The organism is Streptomyces sp. NPDC048142, assembly GCF_043202835.1.
Taxonomy (GTDB): domain Bacteria; phylum Actinomycetota; class Actinomycetes; order Streptomycetales; family Streptomycetaceae; genus Streptomyces.
In genome coordinates this window covers 148,071-161,408 of record NZ_JBIDBC010000005.1, presented here as the reverse complement: position 1 = coordinate 161,408, position 13,338 = coordinate 148,071, and the positions used below count along the sequence as shown (strand labels likewise).

The 13,338-nt window shown below is 73.2% G+C and carries 9 protein-coding genes and 1 tRNA gene; 5 read left to right on the top strand and 5 right to left on the bottom strand.

Annotated elements, in window-relative coordinates; genetic code table 11:
• Positions 1–109 precede the first annotated feature (109 nt).
• A complete protein-coding gene (locus tag ACGF2Y_RS09410; RefSeq protein WP_392944537.1) occupies positions 110–2,707 on the bottom strand; it encodes an SCO7613 C-terminal domain-containing membrane protein in 2,598 nt (865 codons plus the stop codon).
• Between the two features lie 139 nt (positions 2,708–2,846).
• On the opposite strand from ACGF2Y_RS09410, the gene ACGF2Y_RS09405 reads away from it, so the two are divergent.
• Positions 2,847–2,918 (top strand) — tRNA-Val (locus ACGF2Y_RS09405).
• Between the two features lie 65 nt (positions 2,919–2,983).
• Here the strand turns inward: ACGF2Y_RS09405 and ACGF2Y_RS09400 are convergent.
• On the bottom strand, positions 2,984–3,709 hold the full coding sequence (locus ACGF2Y_RS09400) for a 3'-5' exonuclease (protein ID WP_392944535.1): 726 nt from the start codon (positions 3,707–3,709) through the stop codon (positions 2,984–2,986).
• Positions 3,710–3,936: 227 nt separating this feature from the next.
• Here ACGF2Y_RS09400 and ACGF2Y_RS09395 point away from each other — a divergent pair, with 227 nt between their 5' ends.
• The 3 genes from ACGF2Y_RS09395 (at position 3,937) to thrS (ending at position 7,860) form a co-directional block, all read left to right on the top strand.
• Positions 3,937–4,533: a DUF4365 domain-containing protein gene (locus tag ACGF2Y_RS09395; RefSeq protein WP_392944533.1), complete on the top strand. Its 597-nt coding sequence runs from the start codon at positions 3,937–3,939 to the stop codon at positions 4,531–4,533.
• The gene (locus tag ACGF2Y_RS09390; protein ID WP_392944531.1) at positions 4,533–5,786 is read left to right on the top strand and encodes a hypothetical protein; all 1,254 of its coding nucleotides are present in this window, start codon (positions 4,533–4,535) and stop codon (positions 5,784–5,786) included. The genes ACGF2Y_RS09395 and ACGF2Y_RS09390 overlap by 1 nt, the downstream gene beginning before the upstream one ends.
• Positions 5,787–5,883: 97 nt before the next feature.
• Entirely contained in the window at positions 5,884–7,860 is a 1,977-nt protein-coding gene (gene thrS, locus ACGF2Y_RS09385; RefSeq protein ID WP_392944529.1) for a threonine--tRNA ligase, read from the top strand.
• 64 nt (positions 7,861–7,924) lie between these two features.
• Here the strand turns inward: thrS and ACGF2Y_RS09380 are convergent, their stop codons facing one another.
• The gene (locus ACGF2Y_RS09380; RefSeq protein ID WP_392944527.1) at positions 7,925–8,602 is read right to left on the bottom strand and encodes a potassium channel family protein; all 678 of its coding nucleotides are present in this window, start codon (positions 8,600–8,602) and stop codon (positions 7,925–7,927) included.
• A 66-nt stretch (positions 8,603–8,668) separates the two neighbouring features.
• Here ACGF2Y_RS09380 and ACGF2Y_RS09375 point away from each other — a divergent pair, with 66 nt between their 5' ends.
• Complete coding sequence (locus tag ACGF2Y_RS09375; protein WP_392944525.1) at positions 8,669–9,244, top strand: HIT family protein; 576 nt, start codon at positions 8,669–8,671, stop codon at positions 9,242–9,244.
• 41 nt (positions 9,245–9,285) lie between these two features.
• On the opposite strand, the gene ACGF2Y_RS09370 is transcribed toward ACGF2Y_RS09375, so the two are convergent.
• Entirely contained in the window at positions 9,286–10,956 is a 1,671-nt protein-coding gene (locus tag ACGF2Y_RS09370; RefSeq protein WP_392944523.1) for a hypothetical protein, read from the bottom strand.
• A 154-nt stretch (positions 10,957–11,110) separates the two neighbouring features.
• Positions 11,111–13,336 (bottom strand): elongation factor G-like protein EF-G2, encoded by a 2,226-nt coding sequence (locus tag ACGF2Y_RS09365; RefSeq protein ID WP_392944522.1) that lies wholly within the window; start codon positions 13,334–13,336, stop codon positions 11,111–11,113.
• Between the last annotated feature and the right edge of the window lie 2 nt (positions 13,337–13,338).

The following is a 13,338-nucleotide window of genomic DNA, read 5'->3' as shown; positions in this document are numbered from 1 at the left end:
CCTCTGCGTTGCCCGGCCCGCCTCCCCGACCCGTTTCCCGGCCCGGGAGGCGCGGTTTCCCTCCGGCCCGGGAGCCGCCGCGAACGGCGGGCCCCCGGACCGGCGCGGCTCACCGCATCCGCCCCAGCGCGTCCTTCAGCCGCCGGGCGTCGCGCAGCCGCTGCTCGTACGTCGCTCCCACCACCAGCAACAGCAGCCCGGCCAGGGCCGGCGGCAGCCACCGGGGGAGCGCCCCCGCCACCTGCACCACGTACGGCGCCAGCTCGTGCAGCCCGTCCAGCGCCAGCACCGCCCCGCCGAGCAGCAGCAGCGCCTGGAGGCGGTAGCGCGCGCCCAGCAGCGTGACGGCCAGCGCCGCCACCCCCAGCAGCAGCGGCCGGAGCCAGTCCGTGTCGGTCCAGGCGACCGCCAGGCTCGGCAGCAGCGTCGCCGCGAGGCCCGGCCCGTACGCCGTCCACGAGGACGCCTCCCGGTCCCCGCGCCGCCGCAGCACCCCGACCACCAGCGCGGGCACGGTCACCGGCAGCGTGTACGCCTCCGGGAACGACACCTCCGAGGCCGCCAGCCGCACCCAGGTGGCCAGCACGAACAGCACCGCCGCCAGGTAGCCCGCCACCGGCCGCCGCTCCGGCCGCACCGCCGAGCCCGCCGCCAGCACCCCGCACAACGCCAGCACCAGGGCCAGGAACGGCGCGTCGGGCACCGCGAGCCCCACGGCCACCAGCGCACCCAGTGCGCCCGTCAGCTCCACCGGCAACGCCACCGGGTTCCGCCGCAGCCGTGCCCCGAGCAACACGGTCAGCGCGGGCACCACGAGCAGCAGCGGCGCGGCCTCGTGCGGGGCGAGGCCCAGGGACCGGCCCGCGAACCCCGTGAGCACGGTGGCCCAGACCACCGCGGCGACCGCGAACACCGCGCGCGGCACCTCGGCCCCCGCCCGGACCGCCGCCCCGGCGAACAGCACCGCCAGCGCGCCGAACACCGCGTAGGAGGTCCCCTCGGACGCCAGCGACAACGCCCCGGCGCTCACCGCCCCGGACACCGCCGCCACCAGCGCGGTCACCGGCACCGCCGCCGACGCGCCCCGGCCGCTCCCGGCACCCCGGACCGCCGCCGCGAGCAGACCGCCCACCAGGGCCGTCTCCCCGGCCACCGCGACCGCGTAGGGCACGTCCAGCACGGCCCCGGCCAGCAGCAGCGCACCCCAGCCGAGAGCCACCGCCCCCGCACCGGCGGCCCCGCGCACGGCTGCCCCGGAAGGCCGCCTGCGGGCACCGGCCCCACCGGTGGTGTACCAGGGCGCCCCGGCACCGGGCGGCGCCGTCCAGGCCGTGCCCGGCGTACCCGCCGCCGCGTCCGGCTCGGGCGTCTCCGCCCGTGCGGCCACCGGCGCGGTGATCCGCACCAGCGACGGCCACCACCGGTACGCCGACCCCAGCAGCCCGGCCACCAGGGCGAGCACCACCGGGTCCGCGGCCTGCTCCGACCACGACAGCGTCGCCCCCAGCGCGGACCGGAAGCCCTCCGGCGACCCCGCCCACACATCCGACAGCAGGGTCACCGGGCCCAGCAGCACCGACGCGAGCGGCGGCAGCGCCCACACCAGGGCCCCGGCCACCACCGCGCCCGACGCCACCAGCACCCCGCGTGCCGCGTCCCTCGGCAGCCCCGTCCGTACCACCCCGGTCAGGGCGAGGCCGCACAGCAGATACGCGAGCACCAGCCAGCCGTCCGGCACCGCCGCCACCGCCACGCCGCCCACCCCGGCCACCGCCGTGAGGCCGGCCACCACGCCGCCCGCCCGTGCGAAACCCTTCGGCGCGCGCCACGCCCCGGCCAGGGCCGCCGCCGACGCCGCCAGCAGCAGCGCGCCCGGAGCCACCGCCCCGAGCGGCCCGGAGGCCGTCATGGACAGGGCCAGGCCCACCATCAGGGCCGAGAAGCCCATCACCGATCCACCGACGCACGCCGTGACCCGCACCCCGGCGCCCTTGCCCCACAGTGCGATCACTCCGTCCAGCACCGCCGTCGCCAGCAGCGCCCACCCGACCACCAGCGCCGGTGCGCCCGCGGCCCACGCCCAGAACAGCAGCGGCCACTGGGCCAGCACCACGGCGGCCGGCAACGGCAGGCGCAGCTTGCCCAGCGCCAGCCCGTACGCCGTCCACAGCGCCGCGAGCACCGCCGAGGCGACGGCCGTGAAGCCGAGCCCGTCCGCATCGGGCGCGGCGACCGCGTGAACCGCGTAGACGTCCAGCAGCGTCAGCACCAGGGCCAGGGCCGCCAGCGCCTCGGCGGTGGCGGCCAGCTTCCGCCGCAGCAGCACCGCCGGGGTGATCAGCGCCCCCAGGGTCATGGCGGCCAGCACGGCCGACCGGCCGCCGATCCCCATCGAGCCCCAGCTCACCAGCGTGAACGCGACGGCCGCGACCGTCAGCAGCAGTCCGCCCAGCGTCAGCAGGACGTTCTGCGCGCTGCGCGGGGCGGACGGCTGCTTCGGGACATAGCCCCACGGCTGCGCGGGGGCGCCGGGAGGCGCGCCCCAGCCCGACGGGTTCCAGCCCGGCGCGGCCGTGGGCGTGGGCGGCCGCAGCGCGGCGAGCAGCCAGGCACGCCGGGTCAGCAGCTGGGCCCTGCGGGCGTCCAGCTCGGCCAGTTCTCGGTCGAGGCGGGCCAGTTCCTCGGCGGGCGGGGGCACATGTTCCATGTACGGGAGTGTGGCCCCGGCCACGCGGCCCGTACATGCGCTCGGATACTCACTTGTCGGCCACGACGCCCTGAGTAGAGCGCCGGCGGAAGGAGTTTGAACGAAGCCCGCGAAGCCCTGTATGGTTCAACCCGTTCCCGGGCGATTAGCTCAGTGGGAGAGCGCTTCGTTCACACCGAAGAGGTCACTGGTTCGAACCCAGTATCGCCCACCGGGGAAAGCCGGTCCGCCAGCATCACGCGGACCGGCTTTCGCATGTCCCACCCCCTTGGACCCTCACGCCGCCGCGGGCAGTCCCGGGCGCAGCGGCCACGCCGGATCCACGGACTCCGGCGTCCCGCTCTTCGCGAACCACGCCTCCAGACCGCGCGCCTGGGCCGCGTGCCAGGTCACCTGAAGGGTGTGCAGCTCGGACGGCGACAGCCGCTCCAGCCGGGCCGAGAAGCGCCGGCACACCGCCCGCACCAGCTCCAGCGAGGCGGTCGCGTCGGCCGCCGCTTCATGGGCCCCGTCGAGCACCACCTCGTAACGCGCGCACAGATCCGTGAGCGTACGGCGGCCCTTGCGGTAGCGGTCCAGATGCTTGTCCAGCACCCGCGGGTCCACCACCCGCATCGGCACGCCGTCCAGATAACCGGCCAGCGACGATGCCCGGTGCCGCCTCAGCTCCCGGTCCAGCAGCGTCAGGTCGAAGGGAGCGTTCATCACGACCAGCGGCCGGCCCGTCGCGCAGCTCTCCGCCAGTGAACGGGCTATCTCGTCCATCACCGGGGCGGGCCAACGCCCGTTGCGCTGAAGGTGATCGTCGGTCAGGCCGTGGATCTCGGTCGCCCCGGGCGGAACCGGCACGCCCGGATTGACCAGCCAGCGGGTGACGCGGACGCGACCGCCCGCGGTGTCCTGCGCGACGAGAGCGGCCGAAACGATCCGGTCCTGCTCGACGTCCACGCCTGTTGTCTCCGTGTCAAAAGCGGCCAGTGGCCCCTCGAACCAGTGCATCATCCCCGAACTCCTCGCACCCGCACGGCAGATGGAATGATTCCACTGCCCGATATCGGTGATACCCGGGCTGTTTGCCTGATACGCCGTTTGCGGGCGGTCCGATGCGGTGACAACACAGGTGAGACGCCGGGAAGTTGCTGTCGGCGTCCGTCGATCCGCCCAGCCCACGACACCCCGCCGGCAGGTCACCTGCCATCGATCGGCACGCCCGGAAGGCACACGGAGCCATGGCGCTCGCGCAGCCCGACCCCGGGGGACCCGCCCACGCCGAGGCCTTCGGGCCGCGGCCGCCGCAGCGGCCCGACGCACCGCTGCGCGGCTCCCTCGCCACCACCGCCTGCATGGAGACCCTTCAGGTGGGCTATCTGCACGCCGTCGCGGCGGCGGCGGGATGCTCGCTGTCCCAGCCCTTCCCCGACAACGGCATCGACTGGCACGTCAGCCACGGCGCCCCGGCCCACGCCGTCGACGACGAAGTGACCATCAAGGTGCAGCTCAAGTGCACCTACCAGATACCGCCGCACCCGGTCGGCGGGGCGTTCTCCTTCACGCTCGACAACGCCCACCTCCTCAAGCTCGCCCGCAGCCCGGTGTCGGTGCACAAGATCCTGGTCGTGATGCTCGTGCCCCGCAGCCAGGACGACTGGCTGCGCGCCGGCCCCGGAAGTCTCGACCTGCGCCACTGCTGCTACTGGACCAACCTGGCCGGCCACGCGGTGACGGGCCGGTACCGGACCACTGTGCGCATCCCGACCTCGCGGATCTTCGACGACCGCGCACTCTGCGACATCATGGCCCGGGTCGGGGCCGGAGGGAGACCCTGATGCACCGGTCGATGGACGAGCCCACGGGCGGAGCGGGACTGCCCGCCGCCCGCTCGCACCCCACCGCCCGCCCCGGACCCCCGCCGGCCGCCGTGGCCGGAGCGGAGCTGCCCGACCCCGCCGTCCTCGCCGCCCTCCTGCGCCGGCACGGCTGGCAGCGGCGCGGGGGAGCCCCGGGACGGTACGGCCGCTGGACCCCGCCCGGTTCCGCCACCGGGGCGACGAGCCTGCTGGTGCCCGAGAGCGCGGCCTTTCCCGACAGCGGGGAGCTGATCGAGGAGGCCCTCGACGCCCTCGGCCGCAGCGCCGACCCCCGCGCCCGCGACATCCTGGTCTCCCTCACCGTGCCCAGCGACGAGATCCGCTGGTGGCGCGAGGTCCCCGAGTCGGCGGCCGGAGCCGTCGGCGCCTCGGGCTGGACCGAGAGCGAGGAGCTGCGCTCGGCCGCCCGGCAGGTCCTCATGGCCGGGGCGCTCGCGGCCCGCGGCCGGGCCGGCTACCACGGCGCCCGGCACCGCAGGAAGGCGCGGGCCGCCCTGGGCGACGCCCTGATCGGGCCCGGAGCCGGCGGCCGGGGACTCACCGCGTACGTACCCGTAGCCTCCGGGCGTGCCGTCGCCGTTCAGCTCTGCCACGCGCTGCACGCCACCCGCGAGGCGGTGGACTACCAGCGGGCCACCGGCGGCATGGAGGCCTTCGACAGCGCGGTCGCGGCGGGCGCCGGCCGGGAGCTGACCGAGGCGCTGATCGCCCTGGTGCGCGGCTCCGAGGGGGCCGGGATCGACCTGCGGTGGGCGCCCGCCGCGGGCACCCCGGACGGCTGCCCGGCCCGCCCCGCGCCCGTCGAGTTCTCCCCGGGCGACCTGCCCGCCCTGCGCGCCGCCGGAGCCCGCTACCTCCGCGACGAACCCGCCGTGCAGGTGCGGCTGACCGGCGCGGTGGTCCGGCTGCGCCGCTCGGGGCCGCGCGGCGCCGGGATCGTACGGCTGAGGGTGCTGGCCGGGGCGGAGGTCGCGCACGTACGCGTGGAGCTGGACGAGGAGGCGTACCGCATCGCGGGCCACGCCCACCTCGTGGGGCTGCCGCTGCGGGTGGAGGGGCGGCTGGAGAACCGGGGCGGCTTCCGGCGGCTCACCGGGGCCTCGCAGGTCGCGCCCGTCCAGGTCGACGAGGCGGAGCGGGACCGGCTGATGAAGGCCCTCCAGGAGAACGTCGACCACTTCGAGGAGGCGTGCGCGGGGGAGGAGCCGTAGCCGGCAGGAAGGCGTTCGCATCGGGGGCGTACGGCTCGGTACGATTCTCCTTGCCCGTGCGATACGAAACGGGCGCCCCCTCAGTCAGGAGAGACCGGTGTCAGACGTCCGTGTGATCATCCAACGCGATTCCGAGCGGGAAGAGCACGTGGTGACGACGGGCACGACGGCCGGCGAGCTCTTCCCCGGTCAGCGCACCGTCGTCGCCGCGCGCATCGGCGGCGAGCTCAAGGACCTCTCCTACGAGCTCCAGGACGGCGAGAGCGTCGAGCCGGTGGAGATCTCCTCCGAGGACGGCCTGAACATCCTGCGCCACTCCACCGCGCACGTCATGGCCCAGGCCGTGCAGGAGCTCTTCCCCGACGCCAAGCTCGGCATCGGCCCGCCGGTCAAGGACGGCTTCTACTACGACTTCGACGTCGAGAAGCCGTTCACGCCCGAGGACCTCAAGGCCATCGAGAAGAAGATGCAGGAGATCCAGAAGCGCGGCCAGAAGTTCTCCCGCCGCGTGGTCTCCGACGAGGCCGCCCGCGAGGAGCTGGCGGGCGAGCCGTACAAGCTGGAGCTCATCGGCATCAAGGGCTCGGCGTCCTCGGACGACGGCGCGGACGTCGAGGTGGGCGGCGGCGAGCTGACCATCTACGACAACCTCGACCCCAAGACCGGCGACCTGTGCTGGAAGGACCTCTGCCGGGGTCCGCACCTGCCCACCACCCGGTTCATCCCGGCGTTCAAGCTGATGCGCAACGCCGCCGCGTACTGGCGCGGCAGCGAGAAGAACCCGATGCTCCAGCGCATCTACGGCACCGCCTGGCCCACCAAGGACGAGCTGAAGGCGCACCTGGAGTTCCTGGAGGAGGCCGCCAAGCGCGACCACCGCAAGCTCGGCAACGAGCTGGACCTCTTCTCCTTCCCCGACGAGATCGGCCCCGGCCTCGCGGTCTTCCACCCCAAGGGCGGCGTCATCCGCCGGGCCATGGAGGACTACTCGCGCCGCCGTCACGAGGAGGAGGGCTACGAGTTCGTCTACAGCCCGCACGCCACCAAGGGCAAGCTCTTCGAGAAGTCCGGCCACCTGGACTGGTACGCCGACGGCATGTACCCGCCCATGCAGCTCGACGACGGGGTGGACTACTACCTCAAGCCGATGAACTGCCCGATGCACAACCTGATCTTCGACGCGCGCGGCCGCTCCTACCGCGAACTTCCGCTGCGCCTCTTCGAGTTCGGCACGGTGTACCGCTACGAGAAGTCGGGCGTCGTGCACGGCCTGACCCGCTCGCGCGGCTTCACGCAGGACGACGCGCACATCTACTGCACCAAGGAGCAGATGGCGGAGGAGCTCGACCGCACGCTCACCTTCGTGCTGAACCTGCTCCGCGACTACGGGCTCACCGACTTCTACCTGGAGCTCTCCACCAAGGACCCGGAGAAGTACGTCGGCTCCGACGACACCTGGGAAGAGGCCACCGAGACGCTGCGTCAGGTCGCCGAGAAGCAGGGGCTGCCCCTGGTCCCGGACCCGGGCGGCGCCGCGTTCTACGGCCCGAAGATCTCCGTGCAGTGCAAGGACGCCATCGGCCGCACCTGGCAGATGTCGACCGTGCAGCTCGACTTCAACCTGCCGGAGCGCTTCGACCTGGAGTACACCGGCCCCGACGGCTCCAAGCAGCGCCCCGTCATGATCCACCGTGCTCTGTTCGGTTCCATCGAGCGGTTCTTCGCCGTGCTCCTGGAGCACTACGCGGGCGCCTTCCCGGTCTGGCTCGCCCCGGTCCAGGCCGTCGGCATCCCGATCGGCGACGCCCACATCCCCTACCTCCAGGAGTTCGCCGCCAAGGCGCGCAAGCAGGGGCTGCGGGTGGACGTGGACGCCTCGTCGGACCGGATGCAGAAGAAGATCCGCAACCAGCAGAAGGCCAAGGTGCCCTTCATGATCATCGCTGGTGACGAGGACATGGCCAACGGCGCCGTCTCCTTCCGCTACCGCGACGGTTCGCAGGAGAACGGCATCCCGGTCGACGAGGCCCTCGCCAAGATCGCGAAGGCCGTCGAGGACCGCGTACAGGTCTGATCCGTACGGCAGGAGCGGCCCCTGGAGCGCTGCCCGCGGACGCTGTTGACACCGACAGCGTCCGCTACCCGCGCTCCGGGGGCCGCTTCTCGTCCTCCCGCGTGAACACCTGGATCATCCACGACGAGAACGACCCCGTCACCGCCCCGAGCAGCGCCAGACCGCAGGCCATCACCCCCGCCGCGACCGTCCGGCCCCAGAACGTGACCGGGGCCGCGTCCCCGTAACCGACCGTCGTGAGCGTCGCGCACGCCCACCACACCGCGTCGCCGAAGGTACGGATGGAGGCGTCGGGGGCGGTGTGCTCCAGGTGGTAGACCGCGAGCGAGGCGGCGAAGCCGAGCAGGACGGCTGTCAGGCCCGCGTACGTCATCACACGCGCGTACAGGCTCAGCCGTGGCCGGTCGCGGCGGCGCTGCACCGCCGTATAGACCTGCACCATCCGCAGCGGGCGCAGCAACGGCAGCAGCAGGACCAGGGTGTCGAGCCAGTGGGCGCGGACGAAGCGCGCGCCCAGGCCGCTGAGCCGCAGCCGCGTCACGTAATCCGCGAGGAACAGCGGCCAGGTCGACCAGACGAGGATCAGGGCGATGCCGTTCCAGGGCTCGGCCTCGTGCGGGGTCAGCACCCGGACCGCGTACCCCGCGAGGAAGAGCAGCCCCGCGACGAAGAGCGGGACCTCCGTGCGCTGCTCCCAGCGGGTCAGCCGGGCGGGTGCCTCGGGGGCGGGTCGGTCGCTCATCGCCTCAGCATCGCGGGCGGCCGGACGGCGAGGCCCCGGCGACACGCTCCGCCGGGGTGACGCAATATGCTGATCGGCATGACGAGTGAGCCGGAGCGGCAGATCGGCGTGGGGACGCCCGACGCATTCCAGCGTCTGTGGACGCCCCATCGGATGGCGTACATCCAGGGCGAGAACAAGCCGAGCGGCCCGGGTGCCGAGGACGGCTGTCCGTTCTGTTCGATCCCCGCGAAATCCGACGAGGACGGGCTGGTCGTGGCGCGCGGCGAGCACGTCTACGCGGTGCTGAACCTGTATCCGTACAACGGCGGCCACCTCATGGTCGTTCCCTTTCGTCATGTGGCCGACTACACCGGACTGGACGGCCCCGAGACGGCGGAGCTGGCGGACTTCACCAAGCGGGCGATGGTCGCGCTGCGGGCGGCCTCCGGGGCACACGGCTTCAACATCGGCATGAACCAGGGGTCCGTGGCCGGCGCCGGGATCGCCGCTCATCTGCACCAGCACCTGGTGCCGCGCTGGGGCGGCGACACCAACTTCATGCCGGTCATCGGCCACACCAAGGTGCTGCCCCAGCTGCTGGGCGACACCCGGGCGATGCTGGCCGACGCCTGGCCGACGGGCGAGCTGCCGGTTCACTGAGCGCGGCGCGAGCGGGGCCCGGCCGGGCCCCACTCACCTGGCTACGCGTCGTAGACGTCGGCCTTGCGTGGGGCCGGGTCCTGGACGAGGCCGCTCAGTATCATCGAGCGGTTGTCGAAGCGCTCCGTGTCGACGCCGTTCTCCGCGAGGACCCGCATCGCCGCCGTATGGACGGCCCGCAGCACCGGCGTGGCGGCGCGCATCGCGTCGTCCGCCATGAAGCGGTGGTTCCACGGCTTGGCCGCCCATGCGTGCCGCAGCCCGAACGGTTCGGGCAGCACTATCTTCCCGCCCAGGTAGTCCAGCAGCGGCGGATACCAGGTGAGCGGGGCCCGCAGGGCGAGCCGGACGACCTCCTTGGCGTCCACCAGGGCCAGCTGGACGTCCCGGGTCTCCCAGAAGCGGACGGTCTTGTTGACCGTCTTCTTCTTCGCCGCCGGCTTGGACAGGAACAGGCTGTGCACGGGCCCGAGCGCATGGCCCGTGACCTCGATGCGCAGGGTCTCGTGGAGCACCGTGACGGTGATCATCATGGTGATCACCAACTGGCCGTCCCACAGGGTGAACTGGACACCCAGATAGTGCCGGTCACCGCTGCCGAACTGCTGGTGGTTGCAGATCCGCTGTATCTCGTGGGGCTTCACCTGGAAGGTGGCGACGTCCTCCCCGTCGGGGCGGGTGACGGAGTCGGCGTTCTCCCCGATGGGCGAGACGATCCAGTGCTTCACGGCCGGCTTGGGGAACCCGCCGGTGTTCAGCGGTCCGCGCTCCAGCATCTTCAGCTGGTCGTGGATTATCCGGATCAGGTCCCAGCTGCGGAACTGGTGGATCTCCTTCGTCGGGTCCTTGGGGAGCAGCTCCTCGGCCAGCTGCCAGCTGCCCCAGCGGGTGCCCATCCCGAGGACGCCCTTGGGGCCGGCGTAGAAGACGGCGTTCGACTGCTGCTCGGCCGACAGCTTCTCCAGACCCTGCCGCAGGGCCTCGCGGGCGGTCTCGTTGGGATTCTTCGGCACCGCCTCGGGGATCTTCGCGATCACCCCGGCGCCGGAGAGCAGGCCTTCCCACCGGGCCCGCATGTCCTTGGCCGAGGTCTCCGCGATCCGCTTGGCGATCAGCCAGCCGATCACCGGGGCGACGAGCGCGCCCCGGATGTAGAGCGCGAGCAGCCCGTCCAGGGGGAGCCTGACCATCAGGACGAGCGCGCCGACCCCGAAGGCGGCCAGGAGCACCGTGCCGACCGCGCGGAACGCCGTGTCCTTGGACTTGTTGAGCGCGTCCCGGCCCCGGAAGACGATCACCCAGGCCAGCATGCCGGGCAGGAACAGGAGGCCGAACACCACGGTCACCAGGGTGAGACGGGTGTCACGGGCCTTGCGCAGGTTGTTCGCCGACAGACAGTGCTCCACCACGGTCTGCGGGTCCGTGCCGAAGGACTGGATGAGCGCCTTGCGGGTGCCGCCGAGCATCCGCTCCTGGACGGCACGGGCGAACGCCTCACCGAGATTCGGCTTGAAGTAGTCGGACTTGAAGAGCTTGGAGGAGCCCGGCTTCACCTCGGACTTGTGCCACTCGCTGTTGGCGTCGAGGATCGTCTCCACCGGACTGTCCCGATACGCCGCCGAGGCCAGGGCATTGGTCGCCACGGTCTGGCCGCCCGCGCCCTGGATCGGGATCTGGGCCCCGGGTGAGAAGTCGAATCCGTCGTTGGCCACCTGTCGCCCCCACTCGCCGCACGTCTGCTCCTGCGGTGTGCCCAACTACCGTACGCGGCATACCTTTCTGAGCTGCCACCACAGCGTATCGTCCGGATCACCGCACCACCCGTCACCGGCCCGGACGCGGGCGGCGTGTGCGACCGTGCGCCGGTCACGCGCCGGGCGGCCCGTCCGACCGCTCCGCGCGGACCCGGTCGGCCACCTGCGGCGGCATCGCCTCGTGCCGGGCGTAGGCACGGTCGAAGCGGCCGGTGCCGTGCGACAGGGAGCGCAGGTCCACCGCGTACCGGCCGACCTCGATCTCCGGCACCTCGGCCCGCACGAGGGTGCGCCCGCCCGGACTCTGCTCGGTGCCCACGACCCGGCCCCGCCGCCCCGACAGGTCGCTCATCACGGGCCCCACGTAGTCGTCCGGGACCAGGACGCTCACCTCGCACACCGGTTCAAGGAGCTGGATACGGGTGTCGGACGCGGCCTCCCGCAGCGCGAGCGCCCCAGCGGTCTGGAAGGCGGCGTCGGAGGAGTCCACCGAGTGCGCCTTGCCGTCCAGCAGCGTGACGCGGACGTCGACCAGGGGGTGTCCGGCGGCCAGCCCCCGGGCGGCCTGGGCCCGCACGCCCTTCTCCACCGAGGGGATGAACTGACGCGGCACCGAACCGCCGACGACCTTGTCGATGAACTCGATGCCGGAGCCCGGCGGCAACGGCTCCACCTCGATCTCGCAGATCGCGAACTGGCCGTGCCCGCCCGACTGCTTGACGTGCCGTCCGCGCCCGGCCGCCCGCCCGGCGAACGTCTCGCGCAACGGCACCAGATGCGGCTCCGCGTCGACCTGCACGCCGTAACGGTCGCGCAGCCGCTCCAGGGCGACCTCCTGATGGGCCTCGCCCAGGCACCACAGGACGACCTGACCGGTGTCCGGGTTCTGTTCGAGGCGCAGCGTGGGGTCCTCGGCGATCAGCCGGGCCAGGCCCTGCGACAGCTTGTCCTCGTCCGCCTTGCCGTGCGCCCGTACGGCCAGCGGGAGCAGCGGGTCCGGCGTCGACCAGGGCTCGATCAGGACGGGATCGTCGGCCGGGGAGAGCGTGTCACCGGTCTCCGCCCCGCCGAGCCGGGCCACGCACGCCAGATCGCCCGCGACGCACCGGTCCAGGGGGTGCTGCCGGCGGCCGAACGGCGAGGTGAGCGCCCCGACGCGGATCTCCGCCTCGTGATCGGGACGCGGCGCGTGCCCCGCCGCGTCCAGGCCGTGGCCGCACAGGTGCACGGAGTCGTCGGGGCGCAGGGTGCCGGAGAAGACGCGGACCAGCGAGACCCGGCCCACGTACGGGTCGGAGGCCGTCTTGACGACCTCGGCGACCAGCGGGCCGTCGGGATCGCAGACCGGGGCGGGCCGCGGCCGGCCCGACGGGGTGGTGACCACGGGCGGGGTGCGCTCCAGCGGGGTCGGGAAACCGCGGGTGATCAGCTCCAGCAGCTCCACGGTGCCGATGCCCTGGCGGGCGCCCTCGGCCGCCGGGGCCGCGGTGAGGACGGGGTGGAAGGAGCCCCGGGCGACGGCCCGTTCCAGATCGCCGATCAGCGTCGCGACGTCGATGTCCTCGCCGTCGAGATAGCGGTCCATCAGGGACTCGTCCTCGCTCTCGGCGATGATCCCCTCGATCAGCCGGTCCCGGGCCTCCCGCAGCGGTTCCTCCTGGTCCGGCGCGGGCGGCCGCTCGGCGCGTTCCCCCGAGGAGTAGTCGAGGATCCGCCGGCTCAGCAGCCCGGTGAGCCCGGTCAGCGGGGCGTGCCCGTCGGCGCCCTCGGGCCCCAGCACGGGCAGGTACAGCGGGAGTACCGCGTCGGGGTCCTCGCCCCCGAAGGCCTCGGCGCAGATCCGGTGCATCTCCCGGTAGGAGGTGCGGGCGGTGTCCAGGTGCGTGACGACGATCGCGCGCGGCATACCGACGAGCGCGCACTCCTCCCACGCGGCCCGGGTGGTCGCGGCCACGGACGCCGCGTCCTGGGCCGCCGAGACGACGAAGAGCGCCGCGTCCGCCGCGCGCAGACCGGCCCGCAGCTCCCCGACGAAGTCGGCGTAGCCGGGGGTGTCCAGCAGATTGATCTTGCAGCCGTCCCAGGCCACCGGAATCAGCGAGAGTTGTACGGAACGCCGTCGGCGCTGCTCGATCCCGTCGTAGTCGGAGACGGTCGCCCCGTCCTCGACCCGCCCGGCCCGGTTCACGGCTCCCGCCGTCAGGGCCAGCGCCTCGACCAGTGTGGTCTTGCCCGATCCGCTGGGGCCGACCAGCACCACGTTCCGTACGGCGGAGGGGTGGCCGGCCGTCGGTGCTCCTCCGGCGGCCCCGGGGTGTGCGTGTGCCTTGTCGCCCATGG